The following is a 23,756-nucleotide window of genomic DNA, read 5'->3' on the forward strand; positions in this document are numbered from 1 at the left end:
ACTGATTTCCCGCCACACGTCCTTGTTAGCGGCCCCGGGGTGCCATTCCAACGGGAAAATGTCCTAAGTATCGAGGACGACCGCGGAGCGCCCAATGAACCATTTCCCGATCTTCCTAGCCCTAGAAGGCCGCCGCGTCCTCGTCATCGGAGGAGGCGACGCCGCCGTCGCGAAGCTTCGCCTTCTGCTGAAGAGCACGGGCCACATCAACGTCGTGGCCTCCGATCCGGCCCCCGAAATCCTCGCCTGGGCCGCGGAAGGTCACCTCACGCTCCATCGTCGCGAGCAGTCTCCCGGCGACGCGCTCTGCTGCCCGATCGCCTATGCCTGCCACGAGGACCCCGCGCGCGACGCCGCCGCGCTCCGTATGGCGGCGGCGGACGGCGCGCTCGTGAACGTGGTGGACGATCTTGCCAACAGCCAGTTCATCACCCCCGCCATCGTGGATCGCGATCCGGTCACCGTCGCGATCGGAACCGAGGGGGCGGCGCCCGTTCTCGCACGGAAGATCAAGGCCGACCTCGAGGAGCGGCTTCCCGCGTCCACGGGCAAGCTCGCGCGCATCGCCAAAGGTTTCCGCAGAATTGCAGAAGCCCTGCCGATGGGTGCAAAGCGCCGGGCGTTCTGGGCGGAGTATTACGAAACGGCCGGCCCGCGCGCCGTCGAAGCGGGCGAGGATGTGGAAGCCACGTTGCATGGCCTGCTCGACACCCATCTCGCCGCCGAGGCGCGGCCCGGCCATGTCGACCTCGTCGGGGCCGGTCCCGGCGATCCCGAACTGCTGACGCTGAAGGCACGCAAGGCGCTGGACCGTGCCGACGTCGTCATCCACGACGCGCTCGTCCCCGATGCGGTCCTCGAACTGGCCCGGCGCGAGGCGGTTATCCTCTCGGTAGGCAAGCGCGGCTTCGGCCCTTCGACGTCACAGGCCGAGATCGACGCGCTGATCGTCGAGCATGCCCGTGCGGGCGCTCATGTCGTCCGCCTCAAGGGCGGCGATCCGACGATCTTCGGTCGTCTGGACGAAGAGATCGAGGCGCTCGAAGCGGCTGGCGTGTCCTATGCAGTCGTCCCCGGCATCACCGCGGCCTCCGCGAGCGTCGCCGCCATCGCGCAGAGCCTGACGAAACGCGGGCGCAACGGCTCCGTCCGCTTGCTGACCGGGCACGACGTCAAGGGGTTTGCCGACCAGGATTGGCACGCGCTGTCCCGACCCGGCGAAGTCGCGGCGATCTATATGGGCAAGCGCGCCGCGCGCTGGATGCAGGGCCGGTTGCTGATGCACGGGGCCGCCCCATCCACGCCTGTCACGCTGGTCGAGAACGCGTCGCGTCCGGACCAGCGCATCCACACGGCGACACTGGCCGACTTGGCCGCCGCGACCGATGACGTCGCTGGCCCCGCCCTGATCCTGTTCGGCCTCGCCCCCCGCGCGGCGCAGGTCCAGACCCCCGCCTTCGAGGAGGCCCTTTGATGCCGAAGCCATTTACCCCCAAAGTCGTCACCGCAAATCACCTGATCGAAGGCGATGTCGTCTACCTGACCGCCGACGACGAGTGGTGCCGAGACCTGGCTCAGGCCGAGGTGATCGAGAACGAGGCCTATGCCGATCTCCGCCTCAGCTTCGCAGAGGATCAGCCCGGCATCGTCGTGGGCGCCTATCTCGCAGATGTCACCCCCGACGGCGCGCCCGCCCATTTCCGCGAGGCGTTCCGCGCGGGCGGCCCCACCAACTACCCCCATGGCAAGGCGCACGGGCAGCGGCCCGGACCGCAGCCAAGCTCGGAGGCGTGAAATGTACCTCTACGACGATTTCGACCGGGCCTTTCTGGCCGAGCGCAACGCCCAGTTCCGCGCTCAGGTGGCCCGCCGCCTCGACGGCAGCCTCACCGAGGACGAATTCAAGCCGCTGCGTCTGATGAACGGCGTCTATCTTCAATTGCACGCCTACATGCTGCGCGTGGCCATTCCCTACGGGACGCTGTCGTCGGACCAGATGAGGGTCCTGGCCGAACTGGCCGAGCGGTGGGACAAGGGCTACGGCCATTTCACAACCCGCCAGAACATCCAGTACAATTGGCCGCGCCTGGCGGACATTCCCGACATGCTGGACCGCCTGGGCGATGTGAACCTGCATGCGATCCAGACCAGTGGGAACACGATCCGCAACGTGACCGCGGACCATTTCGCGGGCGCCGCCGCCGACGAGATCGCCGACCCCCGCCCCTATGCCGAATTGCTGCGCCAATGGTCCACCGACCATCCGGAATTCCAGTTCCTGCCGCGCAAGTTCAAGATCGCCGTCACTGGCAGCCCCAATGACCGCGCGGTGACCCGCGCCCACGACATCGGTCTCGTGCTGAAGGAACGCGGTGGGGAACTGGGCTTCGAGGTCATTATCGGAGGCGGGCTGGGCCGCACGCCGATGATCGGCAAGACGATCCGCGACTTCCTGCCCGAAGCAGACCTGCTGCCTTACTGCGAGGCGATCGTCAGCGTCTACAACCGCCTCGGCCGGCGCGACAACAAGTACAAGGCGCGCATCAAGATCACCGTCCATGAGAACGGGTTGGACGAGATGCAGGCGCGGGTCGAAGAGCGGTTCGCGGAGTTGCGCCCCCTCTTCGACGGCGTCGACCAGGCACAGCTTGGGCGGATCCGCTCCATGTTCGCCGCGCCCGAATATCGGGATGGGCACGCACCAGCGGTAACGGACCCCGTTCTGCGATCCTGGATCGAGACGAACACCGTCCCGCACAAGCGCGACGACCATGCCATCGTGACGATCTCGCTCAAGGCGCATGGCGCGACGCCGGGTGACGCCACGGCGGATCAGATGCGTCTGATGGCGGATCTGGCCGACGCCCATGCCTATGGCGAGCTCCGCATCAGCCATGAGCAGAACGTGATCCTGCCCCACGTTCCCCGCGACGCCCTGCCCGCGCTTCACATGGCGCTTGGGGCCGCCGGGCTGGGCACGGCGAATGTGGGCCTGGCGAGCGACATCATCGCCTGCCCCGGCATGGATTACTGCGCCCTGGCCACCGCCCGCAGCATCCCGGTCGCTCAGGGCATCGCGACCCGTCTCGACGCGCTGAAGGTGGAGCACGATGTGGGTCACCTGAAGATCAAGATCTCCGGCTGCATCAATGCCTGCGGTCATCACCATGTCGGCCATATCGGGATCCTCGGCCTGGACCGCGCGGGGGTCGAGAATTACCAGATCACGCTGGGCGGCGACGGCAGCGAGACGGCCGCCATCGGCGAGCGGACGGGTCCGGGCTTCGCCTACGACCAGATCGTCCCCGCGGTGGAACGCCTGATCCTGGCCTATCTCTCGCTGCGCGAGGGGGAGGACGAGACGTTCCTCCAAGCCTATCGCCGGGTCGGCATGGCGCCATTCAAGGCCGCGCTCTACGAAACGGCCGCGACGAGGGAGGCTGCGAATGCCGCTTGATCTCCACGCTCTCCGGACCGCGCAGGCGGCGGAACTGAATGGTCGTTTCGCTCACGCTCCAGCCGAGGATGTGCTCCGCGCCACCCTCGATCTGGGTGATACGGCGCTGGTGTCGTCCTTCGGGGCGGATTCTGTTGTGCTTCTGCATATGGCTGCGGCCATCGACCCTTCGGTTCCGGTGCTGTTCCTGGAAACCGGCATGCTGTTCGCCGAGACGCTGACCTATCAGCGCGAGGTGGCCGAGACACTGGGTCTGACGGAAGTGCGGCTGATACGGCCCTCTCCGGAGGACCTGTTCCTGCACGATCCCGAAGGCGATCTGCACGGCCGCGACCCCGACCTTTGCTGCACCCTGCGCAAGGTGCGCCCGCTCGAACTCGCCTTGCAAGGCTTCGACGCATGGGTGACGGGGCGAAAGCGCGTCCAGGGCGCGGCACGCGCGGGCTTGCCGATCTTCGAGGTGGAAGGCGGACGCATCAAGGCGAACCCCCTCGCCGCCTGGAGCGGATCCGATCTGGCCGCCTACATGGACACCCATGCCCTGCCCCGCCACCCGCTGGTGGCGCAGGGCTATCCTTCCATCGGCTGCGCCCCCTGCACCTCGAAGGTCGCACCGGGCGAAGATCCCCGTTCCGGTCGCTGGCGGGGGCGCGAGAAGACCGAGTGCGGCATCCATTTCGCCGGGGGCGTCGTCGTGCGCCCCGACGGCACCATCGCGAACAAGGGGTGATCCGATGCCCATCGTAAAGGATGACGGCTTTCACGCCGACGACTGGAGCCGGGGGTTCGTGCCGCTGGCCGATCTGCCAGCCAACGGGCCCCTTTCGGTCGATGTCCCGTCGGATGCGGACCTCGCGCCCCTGCTGGACCGTCTGCCGCAGGTCGACGCCGTTCGCGTCGATTTCCCCAGCTTCGCGGATGGCCGCGGCTTCACCATCGCCCGGCAATTGCGTCAGGCGGGCTTTGCCGGACGCCTGCGCGCCCGCGGCCACGTCATCGCGGACCAGTACGCCATGGCCCGCCGCGCCGGCTTCGACGAAGTGGAAATCGACGACGCCCTCGCCGCGCGCCAACCCGAGCCGCAATGGTTCGCACGCGCGGACTGGCGGGCCCACGACTATCAATCCCGTCTCGGCCGCCGTCGCGCCTGACGGGTTCCCCTGATCGAGATCAACGACTACGTAACCGGAGGGGTGCGATCCGGCGCCCATGAAAGACATGACCGAGCAGAGCCCCGTGACCCAAGCCGCCCAGCCCGTCAACGCGACGCCGAACCCCGTTCTGCCCGATGCGCAGACCGTCACTCAGGTGACCCACTGGACGGACTGGCTGTTCAGCTTTCGCACCACCCGTCCCGCCAGCCTGCGCTTCCGGTCGGGCGAGTTCGTGATGATCGGCCTGATGGGAGACCCCGATCCGAAGACCGGGAAGCAAAAGCCGCTGCTGCGCGCCTATTCCATCGCCTCCCCGTCCTGGGACGAAGAGCTGGAGTTCTACTCCATCAAGGTGCAGGACGGTCCGCTGACCTCGAAGTTGCAGCATATCCAGCCGGGAGATCAGATCATCCTGCGGCCCAAGCCGGTCGGCACTCTGGTTCATGATGCGCTGCTGCCGGGCAAGCGGCTGTGGTTCTTCGCCACCGGCACGGGGTTTGCGCCCTTCGCCTCGCTCCTGCGGGACCCGCAGACCTACGAGGATTACGATCAGGTAATCGTCACCCATACCTGCCGCGACGTGGCCGAACTCGAATACGGCCGTCAGTTGATCGAGAACCTGCGCGCCGACGAGATGATGCAGGAGCTGCTGGGCGAGGACACGCTCGCCAAGCTGGTCTACTACCCGACCACGACCCGCGAAGAGAGCCCCAAGATGGGCCGGATCACGACGCTTCTGAAGGACGGGACCGTCTTCCGCGATCTGGGGATCGAGGGCATCTCGCCCGAAACGGATCGTGCGATGGTCTGCGGCTCCATGGGCCTGAATCTCGACCTGAAGGAGATCCTCGAAGGGTTCGGCCTCGAGGAGGGCGCGAATTCCGATCCCAAGCACTACGTCGTCGAGAAAGCCTTCGTCGGCTGAGGCGGGCGCTCAGCCGTCGCCGACCCAGGTCACGTCGTCGCCCGCCTCGATCATCTGGCGGACGGCGTCGATGGAGCGCAGGCCCTCGGCCACGCGGCGCTCCATCTCCGCTTCTGCGGCAGCGACCTTCGCGACAGCCTCGACCACACGGGGCAGGTCGTCCAACGGCACGACCACGACGCCGTCGGCATCGCCCACGATCACGTCTCCCGTTGCCACACGCTGGCCAGCCAGCACGACCGGCAGACCCACGCGTCCCGGTCCCTTCGTAACGGGCGATCCGGGTGTGAGGCCGGTACAGAAGGCGGGCAGCCCGACCGCGCGCAATCCCGCCAGATCGCGAAGCGGTCCGTCGGTCACCAGCCCCGCGCCGCCCGCATTGCTCAGGATGCCGGTGACCACATCCCCCGCAGCGGCACATCCGCGATAGCCCGCGAACCCGACGACCAACACCTGTCCCGGCTCGATGAGTTCCAAGCCCGCCAGCGTCGCGAGGATGTCCCCCGGTGGGTTCTCCACCGTCAGAGCCGGGCCGCAGATACGCTCCGGCAGTCCCGGCAGCGGCTTGACCTCCGGGGTCATCGCGCCCGCACCCATCATGGCATCCAGCACGTGCCCGGTGGGAGCGCTCCTCAATGCATCGACCATCGCCTCATCCGGTCGCGGCCTTCGGCGGGCGATGGTCAGCGATTTCGGCTCTTCGATCATCGGTATCCTCCCGCACGGTCCGTTTGCGCGACGTTGGTCGGCCTGAGCCATCGACGCAAACGAAAAGGGCCGCCCCGAAGGACGGCCCGTTGCGTGATCACGGTCGGATCATTGCACGTTGAAGCGCTCGCGAAGCTGGCCGATTACGGTCTCGACCATTTCGGGATTGTCCTGCGCGCTGCGGATCGCGGTCGTCAGCGTGGTCTTCACGATCTGGTTGAGATCGCTTTCCTCGACATAGGTGACGAGTTGGTCCGCATCGAAGCCTTCCGGCGTGAGCAGCGTCGTCAGGTCCGCCTCGGTGACCTCCTCGGTGCCCGCATCCTCCAGAGGAACGGTCGTCGTGGTCGCGTCCTCGCTGGCCGTCTCGCCGGTCGGCTCGGACGTGATCTCGACGGTTTCGGTCGTCACCTCTTCCGCGCCTTCCTCGATGGCGGCGGCCGCACCTTCTGCCGCCTCGGCGGTTTCCTCTGCAGCCTCGTCGATCGCGGCGTCCGTGGCGGCGGCGGCCTCCTCTGCCCCCTCCTCGATGGCAGCGGCGGCGTCGGACGCGGCGTCGGCGGCGGCGTCGCCGGTCGCTTCGAGTGCGGCCTCTGCTTCGTTCACGGCATCCGCCGCTTCTGCAGCCCCCTCTTCCAGCAGGTTGGCCGCGTCGCCCGCAGCCTCCTCGGCGGCGGCACCTGCGGCATCGACCGCATCGCCGACCTCTTGGGCCGCGCCCTCGGCGGCATCCTCGGTGGCCTCGACGGCGTCGGACGCCGCTTCGCTGGTCGCGGCCGCGGCATCTTCGGCAACCTCTTCGGCGGTGGCGCCTGCCTCTTCGACGGCTTCACCGGCCTCGGTCGTGGCCTCCTCGATCTCTTCCGCGGCGCCTTCGACGATCGCTTCGGCGTTCGACTCGAGCTCGGCGGCGGGATCTTCGACGATCTCCACGTCGCCCTCTGCATCTTCCGTCGTCGTCAGCGGGGCATCGACCTGCGTATCCACGACTTCCGAGCCGTCGTTCAGGCGATCTATGACGATCCAGGCCAGGACGGCGACGACCACGACGGCCAGGCCGACGATCACATTGCGGGACATGAACACTCTCCAATCGAGTCGAAAATCTTGCGGTTGTCTGCGCGAGTTGCACTTCTCCTTCAATGCGCAAGACGACCGGCGGTTCCGGGCGGCGGTGAACCGCACTTCGGCTTGAACAGATCGCCCGGAAAAGCTACCTTCTGACCCCATTACAACATCCCGAAGGAGCAACGGCTATCGCCCGTAGACCCCACCACGCGCCGCCCGTGCGCGACACCGGCCCCCGCGCCAACGACAAGATCCGCGCCGTCGAAATCCGTCTCATCGGAGCGGAAGGCGAAAATCTCGGCGTCATGAGCCCGGCCAAGGCCCAGACGCTCGCCGAAGATGCCAGTCTGGATCTGGTCGAGATCAGCCCGAACGCGAACCCGCCAGTCTGCAAGATCATGGATCTGGGCAAGTTCAAGTACGAGCAGCAGAAGCGCGAGGCCGAGGCCCGCAAGAAGCAGAAGACCATCGAGGTGAAGGAGGTGAAGTTCCGCCCCAACACCGACACGCACGATTACGACGTGAAGATGCGCAACGTTTTCAAATTTCTAGAGAACGGCGACAAGGTGAAGGTCACGCTCCGGTTCCGTGGACGCGAGATGGCGCACCAGAACCTCGGCCGCGAATTGCTCGAACGCGTCGCCGAGGACACCAAGGAGATCGGAAAGGTCGAGAATTTCCCGAAGATGGAAGGCCGCCAGATGGTCATGATGATCGGCCCGTCGGCCCGCTGAGCGCCGATCTCTGATCGCATGCCGGCAACGGGCGTCCTCGGGCGCCCGTTTTTCTTTGGCCTTTCGACGAAAAAGGCGACGCACGATGAGGGAAGATCGCGCGCCGCCTATGTCGGAAACGCCTGACGAGGGTGGCCGGCGAAACCAGTGCTTGTCCGCTGTGATGCGAGGCACCCTCGGGATGGGGAGGGAGGGAACGGGCGCCTTCGCACGGGCAAGCTGACGAGGGAACCGCGACCGCAGGGGAATGTTCCCGCCCGCGAGACTTTTTTTCGCCGGCCGGTCGATGACGCCGATTACCCTGCCGCGATCATCGCCAGAGACAAAAGCAAGAGGCCGACCGTCGGGTGAAATGTCCCGGCGAAGCCGAGCGCCCTCAGATGTGGCGCGCGCCGGTATCCGACCCAGAATGCGATCCGCATGGCAGCGAACCAGAAGGCAAGGGGCGTCAGGACCCAAGCCGCCACAAGCGGCGCACTCAGATAGAGCGCCCCCGAGGCGAGGGCGAAGAGAACCGTCTGCTCGGTGGTGTTGCGCACGTAGCGGAGCGTCAGGTCCAGCCCGCTTCCGGAAGCCGGGGCCGTGCCGTCGATGCTATCGCCCCCAAAGCGCAGCCGTGCCGCCCATCCGACCCCCGCGGCCAGGCACAAGGCCGGCAGTGCCAGGGCAACCGCAAGCGCGTCGTCCGGGCTCACGGGCGACAGCGCACGGAACAGGGACAGCAAAGGCACCACGACCACGAGAAAGAGCGCCCAGGCCATCAGGATGCCCCGCCTGACCGCGCGACGCTCCGAGGCCGGTGTCACGCCTTCGGATCGCGGGGCTGGGGACGTGTCGGGATCTCGCCGAGTAGCCCGCCAACACCCATCCCTGCGATATCCTCGCTGGTCACGGGCAGCCCACAGACGATCCGCTCCAGGACCCAATCGGCCCCGTTCAAGGCGGGCGAGCGCGCGCAGCCCGGCAATCCGATCACGTGATCCGAACCGAGCGCCCCCAGAAAGAGCAGATTGCCGGGATCGACCGGCATTCCAAAGCGGTCCACCCGCCCGCCTGCCGCGAGAACGGCCGCGGGGCCGATATCCGCCGGGTCCGACGTCGCCGATGCCGTCAGGATCAGTCGCAGCGGCGCACGGCCTGCCTCCAGCGCGCGGCGGAGCGCGTCCGTCTCGTGTGGAACCTCGGTTAGCGTGTGATCCACGCCAAGCCGGCCCAGCCGCTCCGTGACGGCCGCGATCTTGTCCGGCGCGCCCGGAAGACGTGTGACGATCAGGTCCGCACGTTCGATGATCGGCCGGTGAAGGCGCAGCGCGCCCGCGACCGCGCTCACCGCCGCCCCGTTCGCCGCCATGTCGACCGCGAAGTGGATGACCTTCACCGTGGCGACCATCATCCCCTCGGTGACTCGCTGCATCTGCGGCAGGGTGGCCACGGTGACGGCAGGCACGTCCCGGTTCAGGGCGTCGATCTTCGCGGCATCCACCGTCAGGAGGCCGGGTCCGGTCGCGTGAAGATTCGCACGCCCCGTGAACGGCGCCCGCGCGGCGATGCCGTCGACCTCGAGAAGAGCGGCGACACGGCCGGCTACCTCGTTCTCGTCGACGTCGCCCGACCCCAGCACAGCGACGATGGGGCGTTCGATGCCCGCATCGCGCAGCCGTCCGACCTCTTCGAGGCCAAGACGGGTGCCCTTCCGCAAACGACCGCCCGGCAGTGCGATGGAATGGGCGAGGATCGTCCCCTCCGCCTCGTCCAGCGGCACCGGGCCGAACCTCACGCCCGCAAGGCCTTCGTCATCGCGCCCAGGATCGAGATCGCGATCTCCGCAGGCGTGCGCGCGCCGATATCCAGCCCGACCGGCGCATCGAGACGATCCAACAGGGCCGCCTCCAGACCCGCCTCGGTCAACCGCGCCACCCGCTTCGCGTGGGTGCGCGTCGATCCCAGCGCACCCACGTAGAAGGCTGGGCTGTTCAGCGCGATGCGCAACGCCGGATCGTCCAGCTTGGGATCGTGCGTCAGCAGCACCACGGCGGACCGCGCATCGGGCGCGAAGGCCGCCATCGCCTCGTCCGGCCAGTCATGGGTCAGGGTCGTATCTGGAAAGCGCGCCTCGGATGCGAAGGCCTCTCGCGGGTCGATCACGGTGACGGCGTAGCCCGCGATCCGGGCCATCGGAACCAGCGCCTGCGCGATGTGGACCCCGCCCACGACAGCCAGTCGCAGCGGCGGCGCGAAGAGCGTGACGAACCGCTCTCCCTCCAGGCCCGACTTTTCCTCGCGTGTGCGGGCGGCGACATCCTCGGTCACTTCGGTCTCGCCGGTTTCGAGGTCGGTCGAAAGCCCGACGGCACGTGTCTTTGCGCGTGCATCCTGTACGGCGGCAAGCGACCCCGCCAAGGCGTCGTCCATGGGTTGCAACAGAATGCGGATCGTTCCGCCGCAAGCCAGTCCTACGGCAAAGGCCTCGTCATCGCTGACCCCGTATTCCAATATTCGGTGCCGTCCATCGGCAAAGGCGTCGAGCGCCTCGGCCACCACGGCCCCCTCCACGCACCCCCCCGAGACGGAACCGACCAGTTCGGCCTCTTCCGATATCGCGAGGAGAGAGCCGACGGGCCGGGGCGCGCTGCCCCATGTCTCGATGACAGTGGCCAAGGCGGCGGGGCGTCGTCGACCATGCCAGGTCAACGCGGCTTCGACAGGATCTTCCATGGCCATACCCTGCCGAAAGCCGAAGCGGCCCTCAAGACGGACGAAGGGCGCGGTCGTCCGCGCCCTTCGCTTCGGTCAGTTGGCCGCAGCCGTCTGCAAAAGGTTCGTGATCCGGCGCGCGACGGCACGGCGGTTCGCTTCCTCGGCCGCCTGGGTCTGCACCCGCAGGAACTGCTCTCCATAGCCCTGCACCACCATATTCTCGACGGGGACGCCGAAATACTCATTCAGCGCCAGCGCAAGGCTCTCCGCTCGGCGGTCCGACAGGGCGAGGTTGTAGGCGGCATCGCCGACCGCATCGGTGTGGCCTTCGATCAGGAAGATCTCGCGCGGGTTTTCCTGGATCGCGGCCAGCATCTCTTGCGCAACGGCAGTCAACTCATCCGCCTGATCCGGCTGGATCGCGGCAGAGCCGCTGCGGAACGTCACCGTATCCACGTCGAGCGCCGGGGCCAGCGCGCGCACCTGCGGGATCTGACGCACCTGTGCCAGCGTGAACCGACGATCCTGAAGCCCCGCCTCGCGGGCCAGCGCGGCGCGCAGGGCTTCCTCTTCCGGCGTGCGGCCGGAGGCAGTCGTCTCGATCTGCGGCAGGGCGGTCACTTCGACCGGTTCCGCCGGCTGGGTGTCGTCGATCAGCAGGAACTCTTCGCCGCCGGGTGTGATCACGGACCGGCGCAGCACGCGGAGCGATGCATCCCGGATCGTGATCACGCGACTGCCATCCTCCCGTTCGACGACGGTCCGGGTCGAGCCATCGTCGAAGCTTTCGGTGCGTACGTTCGAGCCGGGGCGCCGCAACAAGGCGTCGTCGTCCTTGAGAACCTGCAATGCGCCATCGTCCCGCTGGACGATGACCCGGTCCCCGGAATTCGACACCACGCGCGAGCGGTTGTTTAGCAGCGTTCCGACCGCCAGCACGCCGAGGGCACCCAAGGCGAACCGCTCCCGGTTCGACAAACCACCCTCGTCGTCGTCCGAACGGGATTCGGTCTGCACGGCTTCCGTTGTGAATTCCTCGTCGGACGACCGGGCGGTCTCCTCGGTGATCTGCTCTTCGACCACCTCGCCGCTGCCCTCGCCGTCAAGCGCCGCGGCGGCGGCTGCGGTCGCGCCTTCGGTCTCGCCCTGAACCAGAGCCTCCAAGGCGCCCAAAGCCGCCTCGGCCTGACGAGCGGCCTGCTCTTCTTCCTCGTTCAACTCCGGCTCGGGCTGCGCCGCGACCTGCGCCGCGATCTCACTCTCCGGAGCTGCGGGTGCCTCGGGCTCGGAGGTTTGGGCGGTGGCTTCCGCCTCCTCGGGCGCGTCCTGGGCTTCGGTCTCGACCTGCACCTCCGCCTCTTCCGAAGGGCCCTCCTCGGCGGGCATGGCCTCTTCGGTTTCGGCTTGGGTCTCCGATGGGGCTGCTTCGCCTTCGGTCTCGGCCGTCGCTTCGACGTCGACCTCGCCTTCGGCAGGCGCGGCATCCCCTGCCTCCTCGACAGGTGCCTCCTCGACGGGCGCGGTCTCAGCGGGCGCTTCCGCCTCGACGCTTTCCTGCTCTGGTTCCGCAGGGGCATCCTGGGCGACGGACTCTTCCACCGGCGCAGCTTCGGGCTCGGCCGCCTCGGCCGCATTCTCCTCCGAAGCTGTTTCCCCCGGGGCCTCCTCGGCGGCCTGATCCTCTGCGGGGGCTTCCTCCGGGGCCGTCCCCTCCGCCTGTTCGACGGGTGCCGCCTCGGGCGCATCCTCGGCCACGACTTCGGACGGCGGATCCTCCGCGGGGGCTTCCTCGACGGGTTCGGCGACCTCTTCCGCCTGAACCTCTTCCGCCTCGACCGGAGCCGCTTGCTCGGCCGTCTCTTCCGCCGGGGCCTTTTTGGTCACCGGCTGCTCGGCCGGCGCATCCGCCGCCTCTTCCACCGCGGGCTCAGCGGGAGCTTCCGCTTCCTCGGGCGTAATGCCCTCCTCCGACCCGACGGCCAATCCGTCCTCGCCCGCCTGGAAGGCCTGAACGCACCGCTCCAGGGCGTCGTCCCCGACGATGCCGCCGTCGGTACAGCGTGCGAGAAGTTCGTTGACGTCACCTTCCTGCGCGAAGAGCGGGACAGGCGGCAAAGCAAGCGCAAGGCTTGCGGCCAAGGCCGTGGCGGAGCGAAGTTTGCAGGCGGACATGGGATCGTCCCTCCGATATCTTGTTGGTGAGCGGTCAACGCCGGCTCGGGCGCCACGTTCCGAAAAGCCGGCTGATATGGGATAGCGATGCGCCGCGATCTGCCGATCCGTTCACGAAGCCTGCCGGAAATCTTTTAGAAACAGGGTCCTATCCCTCGAACCTCATGTTTCGGACAAGGCGGCCGCCAAACCCTCGAACGACGCGATATCGTGCCCCGCGCGCAGCAGATCGACATGGGGCAGCAGCGCGCGGATCCCGGCGGCCTTGGGCGCGAAGCCGTCGAAACGCAGCAGCGGGTTCAGCCAGATCACCTTGCGCGCGGTCAGGTGCAGGCGTCGTGCCTCGTGCTCCAACACGTCCGTGTCGCCCCGTTCCAGCCCGTCGGTCACGAGGATCACGATCGCCCCCTGACCCAGCACCCGCCGGGACCAATCGCGGTTGAAGCTGTGCAGGCAGGCTCCGATCCGGGTCCCGCCTTCCCAATCCTGCGCCTCGCCCCCCGCCGCCGCCAGTGCGGCATCCACGTCGCGGGTGCGCAAATGGCGGGTGATGTTGGTCAGCCGCGTTCCGAAGGTGAAGGCGTGCACCTCTGCCCAGCCTTGGCCCTGCGCGTTCGAGACCGCGTGCAAAAAGTGCAGCGCCGCGCGCGAATAGGCCGACATCGACCCGGAAATGTCGCAGAGCGCCACGAGGTTCGGCCAGCGTTTTCCGCGACTTGCAGTGCGAAGTTCATGAAGGGCACCCTTCCGCAGGGCCGCGCGCAAGGTGGCGCGCCGATCCACGCCCCCATGTGGCGACGCGATCCGCCGGCGTGTCGGCAGCGGGTCGACCGGCAGACGCAGCGTGGCGAGGACACGCTTGGCGCGGGCCATCTCCTCGGTGGACATCTGCTCGAAATCCAGCGTCCGCAGAACCTCACGCGAGCTGGCGGTGGCCGAGGCGTCGATCTCCAGTTCCTCGCCCGCCTCCTCCTCGTCCGTCTCGGGCATCTCGGGCGCGCTGTCCCCCAACAGAGCCTGCGCCGCCCGTTTCTCGGCCGCCTGGGCGCGCCGCTCCTCCTGCACGCCTCGGACCGTGGGCGTCAGCAGGCCCATCATGTGTTCCAGAAAGCGCGGATCCCGCCAGTAGAGCCGGAAGAGCTGCCGGAAGACGGCCCGATGCTCGGGCCTGCGCACGAAGACGGCCTCCAGCGCATGGGCGAAATCCGCCTTGTCGGTGAACCCCGCCGCAGCGACCGCGCGCGTCGCCAAAAGCACCCGATCCGGCCCCGCCGGCACTCCGGCACGACGCAGAGCGGCCGCAAAATGCGCGATATTCTCCGCCAGACGCGGCTTCTCCGGCAGATCGAGGGGCGCGTGCTCCATCAGGGCTTCACCCATCTGCGTTCGAGCGCAGATGCACCTCCGCTCGAACGGAGGTGCGTCACGCCACCTCCGCCCGAACCTCGTCGAGGATGCGCTTGGCCTCGGAGCCCTGCAGCTTCTGGATGTCGTCCTGGTATTTCAGCAGCGCGCCCAGCGTGTCCGAGATCACCTCGGGCGACAGTTCGATCATGTCGAGCGCCAGCAGACATTTCGCCCAGTCGATCGTCTCGGCCACGCCGGGCTTCTTGAACAGATCCTCGGTGCGCAGCTTCTGGACGAAGGCCACGACTTCGCGGCTCAGATCCTCCGCCGCTTCGGGGGCGCGGGCGGCCAGGATCTCCATCTCGCGGTCGTGGGTCGGGTAGTCGACCCAGTGGTAGAGGCAGCGCCGCTTGAGCGCGTCATGCACCTCGCGCGTGCGGTTCGAGGTCAGCACGACGATGGGCGGCTCGGGCGCGGTGACTGTGCCGGTCTCGGGGATCGTGACCTGGAAGTCGGACAGCGCCTCCAGCAGAAAGGCTTCGAAGGGTGCATCGGTGCGGTCGATCTCGTCGATCAACAGGACCGGGGCACCCCCCTCCTGTGGGCGCATCGCCTCGAGCAATGGGCGCGCGATCAGGAACTCGTCGGAAAACAGATCCGGCGGCGTCTCTCCGGTCGCCTCGGCCTTTCGGATCGCGACCATCTGGGCCGCGAAGTTCCATTCGTAGACGGCAGAGGCCGCGTCGAGGCCCTCGTAGCATTGAAGCCGGATCAGACGCCGCCCCAAAGCAGCGGCGATGGCCTTGGCGATCTCTGTCTTGCCGGTCCCCGCCTCCCCTTCGAGAAAAAGCGGCCGGCCCAGGCGCAAGGCCAGGAAGGTCACCGTGGCGAGGGCACGTCCGCAGACGTAGTTCTGTCGGGAGAGGGCCGCCTGCACGGCGTCGATGCTGTCCATGGCGGCGCAGGATGCATTCAACCGCCCGCCGGTCAAGCGGCGGGCGGCGGGACTTTGGTGCCGTCAGGCGGTCACGCTTCGGGCTGACCGGCCTCCAGCGAGATCTGCACCTGCACTTCGTCGGACACGAACGGCGCGAAGGCGCCCGCATCGAAGTCGGACCGCAGCAGCGTCGTCTCGGCGTTGAAGCCGATCCACGGGCGGCCATTCTGCGGATGCTCGCCCATCTGGGTCATCGTCGTGTCCAGCGTGATCGACTGGGTGACGCCGCCAAGCGTCAGGTCGCCGGTGATGGTCGCGGTGTTGTCGCCGGTCACCTCGATCCCGGTCGAGACAAAGCGCACCACGTCGTTGGCGGCGACATCGAGGAAGTCGTCGGACGAGAAATGCTCGTCCCGCGCTTCCCAGCCGGTGAACATCGCGGTCGCGGGGATCGAGACCTCGACGGACGAGTTCTCGGGGTTCTCGGCGTCGAAGTTGATCGTGCCTTCCCAGCCCGAGAACATGCCCCAGGTCGTCGAATAACCCAGATGATCGTAGCTGAAGATCGTCTGGGCATGCGAGGCGTCGACCTCGTAGGCGACGGGCTCGGCCAGGGCGGGGGCGGCGATCAGAACGGCGGCGGCCGCGGTCAGACGGAACATGGGTGTCCTCCGGGTTGGTTTGCGTATGATCAAGTTATGTCGCCCGATGGCCGCGGAAAGGCACCACGCGCGCGCCAACAGGCTATGTGCGGCGGCGCACCGCTTGCGCCCCGGCGCGCATCCTGTATAGGGGCGCATCCCGCCGCGACCTCTCGAACCGCGCGGCCCCTCGTGTCCGGTGGCGGGAGACATGCCCGGACGGTGAAGCCCGCTTGAAAAATGGAGATCCCATGCCGCTTTACGAGCATGTGATGATCGCGCGCCAGGACCTGTCCAACGCGCAGGCCGAGGGTCTGAACGACCACTTCTCGGCGGTCCTGACCGACAATGGCGGCACTGTCGTCGACGTCGAGTACTGGGGCGTCAAGACGATGGCCTACAAGATCAACAAGAACCGCAAGGGGCATTACAGCTTCTTCCGCACCGACGCGCCCGCGCCCGCCGTGCAGGAGATGGAGCGTCTGGCCCGCCTGCATGACGACGTCATGCGCGTGCTGACCATCAAGGTCGACGCCCACGAGGAAGGCCCCTCGGTCCAGATGCAGAAGCGCGACGATCGTGACGATCGCCGCCGCGAGCGCCGCTAAGGAGACGGAACGATGGCAACCAAACCCTTCTTCCGCCGCCGCAAGTCCGATCCGTTCTCGGGGCCCAACGCGCCCAAGATCGACTACAAGGACACGCGCCTGCTGCAGCGCTACATCTCCGAGAGGGGCAAGATCGTGCCCAGCCGGATCACCGCCGTCTCGGCCAAGAACCAGCGCCGCCTCGCCAAGGCGATCAAGCGCGCCCGGTTCCTCGCCCTGCTGCCCTACGCCGTGAAGTAAGGAGACCGACATGCAAGTCATCCTGCTGGAGCGCGTGGCCAAGCTGGGCCAGATGGGCGATGTCGTCGACGTCAAGCCCGGCTATGCGCGCAACTTCCTCCTGCCTCAGGGCAAGGCGCTGACCGCGTCCGACGCCAACGTGCAGGCCTTCGAGGGCCGCAAGGCGCAACTCGAGGCGGACAACCTTGAGTCGAAGAAAGAAGCCGACGCGATGGCCCAGCGGCTGGACGGACAGAAGTTCGTCATCATCCGCCAGGCCTCCGACTCGGGTGCGCTCTACGGCTCCGTGAGCACGCGCGACGCCGCCGAAGCCGCGACCGAGGCCGGGTTCCGGATCGAACGCCGCCAGGTCGCCCTGAAAGCTCCGATCAAGGAGCTCGGCCTGCACGGCGTGACGGTCGTCCTCCACCCCGAGGTCGAGGTCGAGATCACCCTCAACGTCGCGCGGTCTCCGGAAGAGGCCGAGCTTCAGGAAGCCGGCAAGTCCATCCAGGAACTGGCCGCCGAAGAAGAGGCCCAGGCCGAATTCGAGATCGCCGAGCTCTTCGACGATATCGGCGCCGCCTCCTCGGAAGACAGCGATCTGGTCGAGACACCCGAGACCGAAAGCGGCTCGGACGACGATCAGCCCCGCGCCTGATCGCACGGACAACGAATTGACAGGGGCCGTCCTTCGGGGCGGCCCTTTTTCGTTTGGGGGACACCCTGCCGGGGACGAGGCGATGTCGGGTATGCGGACGGAGCTGCCGTTGATAAAATGGCGACAGTGTCATAATTTTTCAGTTTAGAAAGAATAATATGAGATCAAACGCATGATCGAAAGAATAAATCCTAACGCCTTGAACGATCCAAGTGATTACGGTTACTCTCAAATAACCACGGTTTCGGCCACATCGAAGCTTGTTTTTGTGTCAGGTCAACTTGGTGATTTTGCGGATGGGCAAAAATCACAAGCCTTTGAAGCACAGGTGAAAAGATCATTTGAAAACTTGCGTTTAGCTTTGTTGAGCGCAGGCAGCAGTCCAGAAAATGTATTAAAGGTGACGCTCTTAGTTGTGAACCACAATGAAGATCGCCTTGCCATTGTTTCTAAACATCGTCGCGCATTCTTTGGTGACGTTCGACCAGCGAGCACACTAATTCCAGTTCCAAGGCTCGCAGGCGATTGGATGGAGTTTGAGATCGATGCCGTGGCAGCGGTCTAAGAAACTTTGGGCTCGAAGCAGTCATCGAGCGCGAAGGGGATGCCTGCCCCCTCGGCAGCCTTTGGCTCAACCCGAAGGAACCTCACACAGCCGCGGCGTCCAGTGCATACTCCTCGGGTGAAACACTGACTCCGGGGGATTCGACCATGCCATTCACACGCCGCACCTTTCTACAGACCACAGCCGCGACCGGCCTTCTCGCCGTCCATCCCTTCGCCGCCCGCGCGCAGGCTGGACAGGCGCATCTGCGCATCTGCGAGACGACGGACCTTCACGTCCATGTCTGGCCCTACGACTATTACGGCGACCGCGAAGTGGACACGGTCGGCCTCGCCCGCACCGCCGCCCTGATCGAGGACGTCCGCGCCGAGAGTGGGAACGCCCTGGTGGTCGACAACGGAGATTTCCTGCAAGGCAACCCGATGGGCGACTTCATAGCCTACGAACGGGGGCTCAAGGCGGGCGACATCCACCCCGTCATCGCCGCCATGAACGCCGTGGGCTTCGACGCCGCCACTGTCGGCAACCACGAGTTCAACTACGGCCTCTCCTTCTTCGAGACCGCCATCGCAGGAGCGGGCTTCCCCATCGTGCTCGCCAACGTGGTCCGCAACGAAGGCGCCTCGATCACCGAGGATCAGACGCTGGTCCCGCCCTACGTCATTCTCGACCGCGAGATCACCGACGGCGCGGGCGAGTCGGCGCCGATCCGCATCGGCGTCATCGGCTTCACCCCGCCCCAGATCATGACATGGGACCGCCGCCACCTGGAGGGCAACGTCACCGTCCGCGACATCGTAAAGGCGGCCGAGGCCTACGTGCCCCAGATGAAAGAGGAAGGCGCCGATATCGTCATCGCGCTTTCCCATTCCGGCATCGGCCCCGCTGACTACGAAGAGATGATGGAGAACGCCTCCGTCCCGCTGGCCGCCGTGCCCGGCATCGACGTCGTGCTGACCGGCCACCACCACCGGGAATTCCCTTCCGACGCCTATGCCGATGTCGCCAACGTGGACGCCGTTGCCGGCACGATCCACGGCAAGCCCGCCGTGATGCCCGGCTTCTGGGGCAGCCATATGGGCCTTGTGGATCTGATGCTGGAACGCGACGGCGGCGGCTGGCGCATCGCGGCCTCCGAACAGACGCTCCGCCCCATCGCCGTCCGGGGCGAGGATCGAAGCTGGACGCCGCAGGTCGAAAGCGTCGCCGCCGTGCTTGCGGCGACCGAGGCCGACCACGAGGCGACGCTGGAATATGTCCGCCGCGCCGTGGGCAAGACCGACGCGCCGCTGCATTCCTACTTCGCGCTGGTGGCCGACGACCCCTCGGTCCAGATCGTCTCGATCGCCCAGAAATGGTATGTCGAACAGCTTCTGGCAGGGACCGAGCATGAGGGCCTGCCGATCCTCTCGGCGGCGGCACCCTTCAAGGCGGGCGGACGCGGGGGTCCGGACTACTTCACCGACGTGCCCGCGGGCGACGTGGCGATCCGCAACGTGGCCGACCTGTATCTCTACCCCAACACCGTGCGCGCCGTCCGCGTGACCGGCCAGCAGGTCAAGGACTGGCTCGAACGCAGCGCGGGCATGTTCAACCAGATCACGCCCGGCGAGGCCGATCAGGTTCTGCTGAACCCCGACTTCCCCAGCTACAATTTCGACGTCATCGACGGCGTGACCTACCGCATCGACCTGAAGCAACCCGCGCGTTTCGACCGCGAGGGTGCGGTGGTGAACCCGGACGCCAACCGCATCGTCGACCTGCAATACGACGGCGCGCCGCTGGATCTGGACGCGGAATTCGTCATCGCGACGAACAATTACCGCGCCTCGGGGGGCGGCAATTTCCCCGGCGCCGACGGCTCGACCATCATCCTGGAGGCGCCGGACACCAATCGCGACGTCATCGTCCGCTACATCGTCGAACAGGGCACGATCAGCCCGTCCGCCGACGGCAACTGGCGCTTCGATCCGATGGAGGGCACGGTGGTCCTGTTCGATACCGGCCCGGGCGGCGCGGCCTATGCGGGCGACGTGCCCGGCGCGGTGCTGGAGCCGGCCGAGATCACCGAGGAGGGCTTCCAGCGCTATCGGCTCTCTCTGTGACGTGAGGTGACGCGGGGCGCGGACGCCCTATCTCCAAGTCAAAACCAAGCCGTTGGAGAAACACGATGATCCGCGCCCTGCCCCTTCTGCTGCTCGCCGCCCCCGCCTGCGCCCAGGATTTCACCTGGGGCGAGCGGAACACCAGCCTGCAACCCGCCTTCGACCAACAGTTCCGCGCCAAACTGGCCAGCACCGACGTGGAGTTGCGCACAGAGGTGCTTGCCGGCGACCTGGTCCATCCCTGGGGCATCGCCGTCCTGCCGGGCGACGCCGGATATCTGGTGACAGAGCGCAGCGGCAGCCTGCGCCACATCGCCTCCGACGGCGCGCTGTCCGATCCGATCGCGAATGTCCCCGCCGTCCTCGACCAGAACCAGGGCGGCCTGCTGGACGTGGCCGTCGGCCCCACCTTCGCCGAGGATCGGGTGATCTACCTGACCTATGCCAAGCCGCTGGGCGACGGCATGTCGGCCACCGCCGCGGCACGGGCCGTCCTGTCGGAAGACCTGAGCACCCTGTCCGACGTACAGGACATCTTCGTGCAGGCCCCGCCCTCGCCCACGCCGATGCATTACGGCAGCCGCATCGTGTTCCTACCCGACGGCACCGCCGCCATCACTACCGGAGAGCATTCGCGCCCCGCCGAACGCGTCTTCGCGCAGGATCTCGACAAGACCTACGGGAAGGTCATCCGCGTGAACCTCGACGGCTCGACCCCGGACGACAATCCCTTCGTCGGGCAGGACGGCGCGGTCGACACGATCTGGTCCTACGGGCACCGCAACATCCAGGGCGCCGTGGTCGCCGAGGACGGCACGCTCTGGACGATCGAGCACGGCCCGGCTGGCGGCGACGAGCTGAACCGCCCCGAGGCCGGGCTGAACTACGGCTGGCCCGTCATTTCCTACGGCGAGAACTACAACGGCTCGGATGTAGGCGAAGGCATCGCCGTCCAGCAGGGGATGGAGCAGCCGGTCTATTTCTGGGATCCCGTCATCGCGCCGGGCGGGATGATGTTCCATGCGGGAGACATGTTCGGCGACTGGAACGGCGACCTCCTGATCGGGTCGCTCTATCCCGGCGGCGTCGTGCGCCTGTCGCTCGATGACGAAGGCTTCGTCGTCGAAGAAGAACGCCTGCTGCGGGACATCGGCCGGGTCCGCGACGTCGAAGTCCTGGAAGACGGCAGCTTCCTGATCCTGACCGACTACGCCGACGGCGCCGTCATTCGTGTGACCGCCAGCGGTAGCGAGGGCTAGCAGAGGCGATCGGACCGCGCTCGGCGCGGTCCGATCCGGTGGGGGCCGATGCCCCCGCGCCGCGGGGATATTCCCGGCGGGATGAGAGGGTCGCGCGTGCCTATTCCGCGGCTTCGATCCGTTTCGCCGTCTCCGGATCGACCGGTTCGTCTGCCGGGTCAGGTTTGGCAGGGGCGCCATCCAGATCCAGGCCACCCAGACCCTTTTCCATCGACAGTCCCAACTCTTCGCCCAGCTTCGTGAGCGCGGGCATCTGGACCGCCATCCCCATGATCGAGTCGAGCGCCTGGTTCACGACCGGCTTGCCGTCGGAGTTCGCGGCACCCGCGCCCGCGCCGCCGGCCAGCCCGCCGACCTGATGGATCCGGATCGAGTCGATCTTCTCGGCCGGCTTGACCATCTGCTCCACGATCCCGGGCATGGCCTCCAGACGCGCGAGCTGCAGCTTCATCCGGATGATCTCTGCCGAGAGGGAATTCTCGGCGGCGACGATCTTCTCGCGGCCTTCCGCCTCGGCCAGCATGTCGGCCTTCTTCGCCTCGGCCTGGATCTTGACCGCGTCGGCTTCGGCACGGGCCTCCTCGCGGCGCGCCTTGGCCCGGTCGTTGGCTGCGTCCTTCTCGGCCTCGGCGGCAAGGCGCACGCGGGTGGCTTCGCGCTCGGCCTCCCGCTGGGCCTCGATGATGGCGATACGCTTGGCGCGCTCGGCTTCCTCGGTCGCGCGGGCGGTCTCGACGGCCTCCTTTGCACGGGTGGCTTCGGCGCGGGCGGCGTCTGCGCTGGCGCGCGCGGCTCTCTTCTTCCGACTTCTGATTGACGATGATCTGGCGTTCCTGCTCGGCCACCTCCAATGCGCGATCCCGTTCGATCTCGGCGGCGCGGATCGCCTGCTCGCGGGTGACGCGCGGCCTCCGATTCCGGCATCGAATCCTCGCGGCGCTTGGCCAGTTCAGCCTCCTGCGCGGCCTGAAGCGTCTCGATCTCGCGGATCTGCTCGATCATCGCCGCCTTTTCGTCGCGTTCGATCTCCAGGCCGCGCTTTGCGGCCTCCATGGCAGCCTGCTTCACCGCGACCTCCGCATCGGCGTCGATCTGGGCGCGTTCCTTCTTGGAACGGACGATCACCTCGGCCAGCTTACGCATCCCAACCGCGTTGAAGGCGTTGTTCTCGTCGAGTGCCTCGAATGGCGTCTGGTCCGGGGCGGTCAGTGACACCGATTCCAGCCCCAGACCGTTCTTCAGCAGATCCTCGGTGACCGCGTTCTGCACCTCTTGGACGAAGTCCGATCGGTTCTCGTGCAGCTCATCCATCGTCATCTGCGCCGCGACCGAGCGCAGACCGTCGATCAGTTTGCCCTCGATCATGTCGCGCAGCGGCTCCACGTCGAAGGTGCGCCCGCCCAGGGTCTGCGCGGCGCGACTGATCCCCTCTTCGGTCGGGGCGACCGAAACGTAGAACTCGACGCCCACATCGACACGCATCCGGTCCTTGGTGATCATCGCGGCATCGCCCGTCCGACTGACCTCCAGCCGCAGGGTCTTCATGTTCACCGGCGCGACCTCGTGAAACAGCGGCAGGACCAGAGCGCCCCCATCGACGATCACTTTCTTGCCGCCCAGACCGGTCCGCACGAGGCTGATCTCGCGCGATGTCCGCTTGTAGAGCCGCGACACGACCAGGCCCACAAAGATCAGAAATCCGAGGCCTATTCCGGCCAGTATCAGAATGCCTTCCATGTCAGTCTCCAATTCTCAGAGTTCGATCATCCGCAAGGTCCGGGTCCCGCGGTCGTAGACCATCAGCACATCCGTGCCGCGCCCCAGTTCCGCGTCATCGCGAAAGGGTTCGGCCCGGACGTAGTGGGTGTTTCCGTAGCGGTCCGTCACACGGACCTCCGCGGGGCGGCCGCGCCGCGCCGTGCCCTGCGTCACCGTTCCGCGCCGCCGGGCGAGTTGCCGCTCGGTCTGCACCGATGTCTCCGTCTGCGGAATGAGGCGGGCGAAGGTGCCGGCGAAGCTTCGGGTAAAGACCAGCCCAGCCAGCGCGGCCCCGGGGGCCACCAGCCAGAGTGGCCAGGGGCCCGTCAACTGCACCGCGATGCCCGTGCCGCCGAAGCCGGTCAGGAGCGCGGCGAACCAGATGAGGAAGGGGACCCGGCCGAGCCCCGTCCATCCCAGCGCGGGCACGCCCGGTTCCGGCGTGTCGGTCAGTTCCAGCTCGCCCACGTCGATCTCGCCCATCTCGAGGGCTTCGATCTCCGGCAGATCCAGGTCCGGGACATCGACACCGATCTCGGGTCCGTCCGTTTCGGCGATCAGCGAGCCGCCCATGGCGAGCATCACGAGCTCCAGAACCAGAAGGCCCGCCAGAACGACGATCGCCGTGGTGAAGGGGGCGACAGGAGGCGAGAAGAGGGTCGTCAGCATCGGTTCCATGATCACACGGCGCGGCCCCGCAGAGAGCGGAGTCGGACGCGCGATCGTGGGGAGTTGTCTGCG

Annotated in this window: 23 protein-coding genes and 1 pseudogene; 13 read left to right on the forward strand and 11 right to left on the reverse strand. The window is 67.0% G+C overall.

Going from position 1 to position 23,756, the window contains the following annotated elements; all coding sequences use genetic code 11:
- The first annotated feature begins 94 nt into the window (after positions 1 to 94).
- From cysG to jaqu_RS00895, 6 genes are all read left to right on the forward strand, one after another.
- On the forward strand, positions 95 to 1,474 hold the full coding sequence (gene cysG, locus jaqu_RS00870) for a siroheme synthase CysG (RefSeq protein ID WP_043917044.1): 1,380 nt from the start codon (positions 95 to 97) through the stop codon (positions 1,472 to 1,474).
- The gene (locus jaqu_RS00875) at positions 1,474 to 1,794 is read left to right on the forward strand and encodes a DUF2849 domain-containing protein (protein ID WP_043917045.1); all 321 of its coding nucleotides are present in this window, start codon (positions 1,474 to 1,476) and stop codon (positions 1,792 to 1,794) included. Before cysG ends, jaqu_RS00875 begins: the two co-directional genes overlap by 1 nt.
- Position 1,795: 1 nt before the next feature.
- Positions 1,796 to 3,457: a nitrite/sulfite reductase gene (locus jaqu_RS00880; RefSeq protein ID WP_043917046.1), complete on the forward strand. Its 1,662-nt coding sequence runs from the start codon at positions 1,796 to 1,798 to the stop codon at positions 3,455 to 3,457.
- On the forward strand, positions 3,447 to 4,187 hold the full coding sequence (locus jaqu_RS00885; protein WP_043917047.1) for a phosphoadenylyl-sulfate reductase: 741 nt from the start codon (positions 3,447 to 3,449) through the stop codon (positions 4,185 to 4,187). The genes jaqu_RS00880 and jaqu_RS00885 overlap by 11 nt, the downstream gene beginning before the upstream one ends.
- 4 nt (positions 4,188 to 4,191) lie before the next feature.
- Positions 4,192 to 4,608, forward strand: a complete 417-nt coding sequence (locus jaqu_RS00890; RefSeq protein ID WP_043917048.1) for a DUF934 domain-containing protein — start codon at positions 4,192 to 4,194, stop codon at positions 4,606 to 4,608.
- Between the two features lie 67 nt (positions 4,609 to 4,675).
- Positions 4,676 to 5,536 (forward strand): ferredoxin--NADP reductase, encoded by an 861-nt coding sequence (locus tag jaqu_RS00895; RefSeq protein WP_043917072.1) that lies wholly within the window; start codon positions 4,676 to 4,678, stop codon positions 5,534 to 5,536.
- 9 nt (positions 5,537 to 5,545) lie between these two features.
- On the opposite strand, the gene jaqu_RS00900 is transcribed toward jaqu_RS00895, so the two are convergent.
- The gene (locus tag jaqu_RS00900) at positions 5,546 to 6,244 is read right to left on the reverse strand and encodes an RraA family protein (protein WP_043917049.1); all 699 of its coding nucleotides are present in this window, start codon (positions 6,242 to 6,244) and stop codon (positions 5,546 to 5,548) included.
- Between the two features lie 108 nt (positions 6,245 to 6,352).
- A complete protein-coding gene (locus jaqu_RS00905) occupies positions 6,353 to 7,324 on the reverse strand; it encodes a hypothetical protein (RefSeq protein WP_052500688.1) in 972 nt (323 codons plus the stop codon).
- Between the two features lie 206 nt (positions 7,325 to 7,530).
- On the opposite strand from jaqu_RS00905, the gene infC reads away from it, so the two are divergent.
- Complete coding sequence (infC, locus tag jaqu_RS00910; protein WP_236687703.1) at positions 7,531 to 8,046, forward strand: translation initiation factor IF-3; 516 nt, start codon at positions 7,531 to 7,533, stop codon at positions 8,044 to 8,046.
- 296 nt (positions 8,047 to 8,342) lie between these two features.
- Here infC and jaqu_RS00915 read toward each other — a convergent pair whose 3' ends face one another.
- From jaqu_RS00915 to jaqu_RS00945, 7 genes are all read right to left on the reverse strand, one after another.
- On the reverse strand, positions 8,343 to 8,852 hold the full coding sequence (locus jaqu_RS00915; protein ID WP_052500689.1) for an MAPEG family protein: 510 nt from the start codon (positions 8,850 to 8,852) through the stop codon (positions 8,343 to 8,345).
- Positions 8,849 to 9,823, reverse strand: coding sequence for a molybdopterin-binding protein (locus tag jaqu_RS00920; RefSeq protein WP_043917051.1), 975 nt, complete (start codon positions 9,821 to 9,823; stop codon positions 8,849 to 8,851). The genes jaqu_RS00915 and jaqu_RS00920 overlap by 4 nt, the downstream gene beginning before the upstream one ends.
- Positions 9,820 to 10,761: an XdhC family protein gene (locus jaqu_RS00925; protein ID WP_392387210.1), complete on the reverse strand. Its 942-nt coding sequence runs from the start codon at positions 10,759 to 10,761 to the stop codon at positions 9,820 to 9,822. Before jaqu_RS00925 ends, jaqu_RS00920 begins: the two co-directional genes overlap by 4 nt.
- Positions 10,762 to 10,836: 75 nt before the next feature.
- Positions 10,837 to 12,915 (reverse strand): OmpA family protein, encoded by a 2,079-nt coding sequence (locus tag jaqu_RS00930; protein ID WP_043917053.1) that lies wholly within the window; start codon positions 12,913 to 12,915, stop codon positions 10,837 to 10,839.
- 162 nt (positions 12,916 to 13,077) lie between these two features.
- The gene (locus jaqu_RS00935; RefSeq protein ID WP_043917075.1) at positions 13,078 to 14,283 is read right to left on the reverse strand and encodes a vWA domain-containing protein; all 1,206 of its coding nucleotides are present in this window, start codon (positions 14,281 to 14,283) and stop codon (positions 13,078 to 13,080) included.
- 55 nt (positions 14,284 to 14,338) lie between these two features.
- A complete protein-coding gene (locus jaqu_RS00940) occupies positions 14,339 to 15,217 on the reverse strand; it encodes an AAA family ATPase (protein WP_043917054.1) in 879 nt (292 codons plus the stop codon).
- 71 nt (positions 15,218 to 15,288) lie between these two features.
- On the reverse strand, positions 15,289 to 15,861 hold the full coding sequence (locus jaqu_RS00945; protein WP_043917055.1) for a YceI family protein: 573 nt from the start codon (positions 15,859 to 15,861) through the stop codon (positions 15,289 to 15,291).
- Positions 15,862 to 16,091: 230 nt separating this feature from the next.
- On the opposite strand from jaqu_RS00945, the gene rpsF reads away from it, so the two are divergent.
- The 6 genes from rpsF to jaqu_RS00970 all read left to right on the forward strand — a co-directional run bounded on the left by rpsF (position 16,092) and on the right by jaqu_RS00970 (position 21,257).
- The gene (gene rpsF, locus jaqu_RS00950; protein WP_043917056.1) at positions 16,092 to 16,448 is read left to right on the forward strand and encodes a 30S ribosomal protein S6; all 357 of its coding nucleotides are present in this window, start codon (positions 16,092 to 16,094) and stop codon (positions 16,446 to 16,448) included.
- 12 nt (positions 16,449 to 16,460) lie between these two features.
- Positions 16,461 to 16,688 carry a 30S ribosomal protein S18 gene (rpsR, locus tag jaqu_RS00955; RefSeq protein WP_043917057.1) on the forward strand — a complete coding sequence of 76 codons (228 nt, stop codon included), beginning with the start codon at positions 16,461 to 16,463 and terminating at the stop codon, positions 16,686 to 16,688.
- A 10-nt stretch (positions 16,689 to 16,698) separates the two neighbouring features.
- Positions 16,699 to 17,328, forward strand: a complete 630-nt coding sequence (rplI, locus tag jaqu_RS00960; RefSeq protein WP_043917058.1) for a 50S ribosomal protein L9 — start codon at positions 16,699 to 16,701, stop codon at positions 17,326 to 17,328.
- A gap of 172 nt (positions 17,329 to 17,500) precedes the next feature.
- The gene (locus jaqu_RS20930) at positions 17,501 to 17,893 is read left to right on the forward strand and encodes a RidA family protein (protein ID WP_201774341.1); all 393 of its coding nucleotides are present in this window, start codon (positions 17,501 to 17,503) and stop codon (positions 17,891 to 17,893) included.
- Between the two features lie 146 nt (positions 17,894 to 18,039).
- Entirely contained in the window at positions 18,040 to 19,998 is a 1,959-nt protein-coding gene (locus jaqu_RS00965) for a bifunctional 2',3'-cyclic-nucleotide 2'-phosphodiesterase/3'-nucleotidase (RefSeq protein WP_043917059.1), read from the forward strand.
- 65 nt (positions 19,999 to 20,063) lie between these two features.
- Positions 20,064 to 21,257 carry a PQQ-dependent sugar dehydrogenase gene (locus tag jaqu_RS00970; RefSeq protein WP_043917060.1) on the forward strand — a complete coding sequence of 398 codons (1,194 nt, stop codon included), beginning with the start codon at positions 20,064 to 20,066 and terminating at the stop codon, positions 21,255 to 21,257.
- A gap of 100 nt (positions 21,258 to 21,357) precedes the next feature.
- On the opposite strand, the pseudogene jaqu_RS00975 reads toward jaqu_RS00970, so the two are convergent.
- A pseudogene (locus jaqu_RS00975) lies at positions 21,358 to 22,994 on the reverse strand (flotillin family protein).
- Between the two features lie 15 nt (positions 22,995 to 23,009).
- On the reverse strand, positions 23,010 to 23,684 hold the full coding sequence (locus tag jaqu_RS00980; RefSeq protein ID WP_043917076.1) for an OB-fold-containig protein: 675 nt from the start codon (positions 23,682 to 23,684) through the stop codon (positions 23,010 to 23,012).
- Positions 23,685 to 23,756 lie beyond the last annotated feature (72 nt).

The organism is Jannaschia aquimarina (genome assembly GCF_000877395.1).
Lineage (GTDB): Bacteria > Pseudomonadota > Alphaproteobacteria > Rhodobacterales > Rhodobacteraceae > Jannaschia > Jannaschia aquimarina.

Excerpts from the sequence above, each read along its gene's own strand:
- cysG (WP_043917044.1), top strand. The coding sequence starts at position 95 with ATGAACCATTTCCCGATCTTCCTAGCCCTAGAAGGCCGCCGCGTCCTC.
- jaqu_RS00875 (WP_043917045.1), top strand. The coding sequence starts at position 1,474 with ATGCCGAAGCCATTTACCCCCAAAGTCGTCACCGCAAATCACCTGATC.
- jaqu_RS00880 (WP_043917046.1), top strand. The coding sequence starts at position 1,796 with ATGTACCTCTACGACGATTTCGACCGGGCCTTTCTGGCCGAGCGCAAC.
- jaqu_RS00885 (WP_043917047.1), top strand. The coding sequence starts at position 3,447 with ATGCCGCTTGATCTCCACGCTCTCCGGACCGCGCAGGCGGCGGAACTG.
- jaqu_RS00890 (WP_043917048.1), top strand. The coding sequence starts at position 4,192 with ATGCCCATCGTAAAGGATGACGGCTTTCACGCCGACGACTGGAGCCGG.
- jaqu_RS00895 (WP_043917072.1), top strand. The coding sequence starts at position 4,676 with ATGACCGAGCAGAGCCCCGTGACCCAAGCCGCCCAGCCCGTCAACGCG.
- jaqu_RS00900 (WP_043917049.1), bottom strand. The coding sequence starts at position 6,244 with ATGATCGAAGAGCCGAAATCGCTGACCATCGCCCGCCGAAGGCCGCGA.
- jaqu_RS00905 (WP_052500688.1), bottom strand. The coding sequence starts at position 7,324 with ATGTCCCGCAATGTGATCGTCGGCCTGGCCGTCGTGGTCGTCGCCGTC.
- jaqu_RS00925 (WP_392387210.1), bottom strand. The coding sequence starts at position 10,761 with ATGGAAGATCCTGTCGAAGCCGCGTTGACCTGGCATGGTCGACGACGC.
- jaqu_RS00930 (WP_043917053.1), bottom strand. The coding sequence starts at position 12,915 with ATGTCCGCCTGCAAACTTCGCTCCGCCACGGCCTTGGCCGCAAGCCTT.
- jaqu_RS00940 (WP_043917054.1), bottom strand. The coding sequence starts at position 15,217 with ATGGACAGCATCGACGCCGTGCAGGCGGCCCTCTCCCGACAGAACTAC.
- jaqu_RS00945 (WP_043917055.1), bottom strand. The coding sequence starts at position 15,861 with ATGTTCCGTCTGACCGCGGCCGCCGCCGTTCTGATCGCCGCCCCCGCC.
- rpsF (WP_043917056.1), top strand. The coding sequence starts at position 16,092 with ATGCCGCTTTACGAGCATGTGATGATCGCGCGCCAGGACCTGTCCAAC.
- rpsR (WP_043917057.1), top strand. The coding sequence starts at position 16,461 with ATGGCAACCAAACCCTTCTTCCGCCGCCGCAAGTCCGATCCGTTCTCG.
- rplI (WP_043917058.1), top strand. The coding sequence starts at position 16,699 with ATGCAAGTCATCCTGCTGGAGCGCGTGGCCAAGCTGGGCCAGATGGGC.
- jaqu_RS20930 (WP_201774341.1), top strand. The coding sequence starts at position 17,501 with ATGATCGAAAGAATAAATCCTAACGCCTTGAACGATCCAAGTGATTAC.
- jaqu_RS00965 (WP_043917059.1), top strand. The coding sequence starts at position 18,040 with ATGCCATTCACACGCCGCACCTTTCTACAGACCACAGCCGCGACCGGC.
- jaqu_RS00970 (WP_043917060.1), top strand. The coding sequence starts at position 20,064 with ATGATCCGCGCCCTGCCCCTTCTGCTGCTCGCCGCCCCCGCCTGCGCC.
- jaqu_RS00980 (WP_043917076.1), bottom strand. The coding sequence starts at position 23,684 with ATGCTGACGACCCTCTTCTCGCCTCCTGTCGCCCCCTTCACCACGGCG.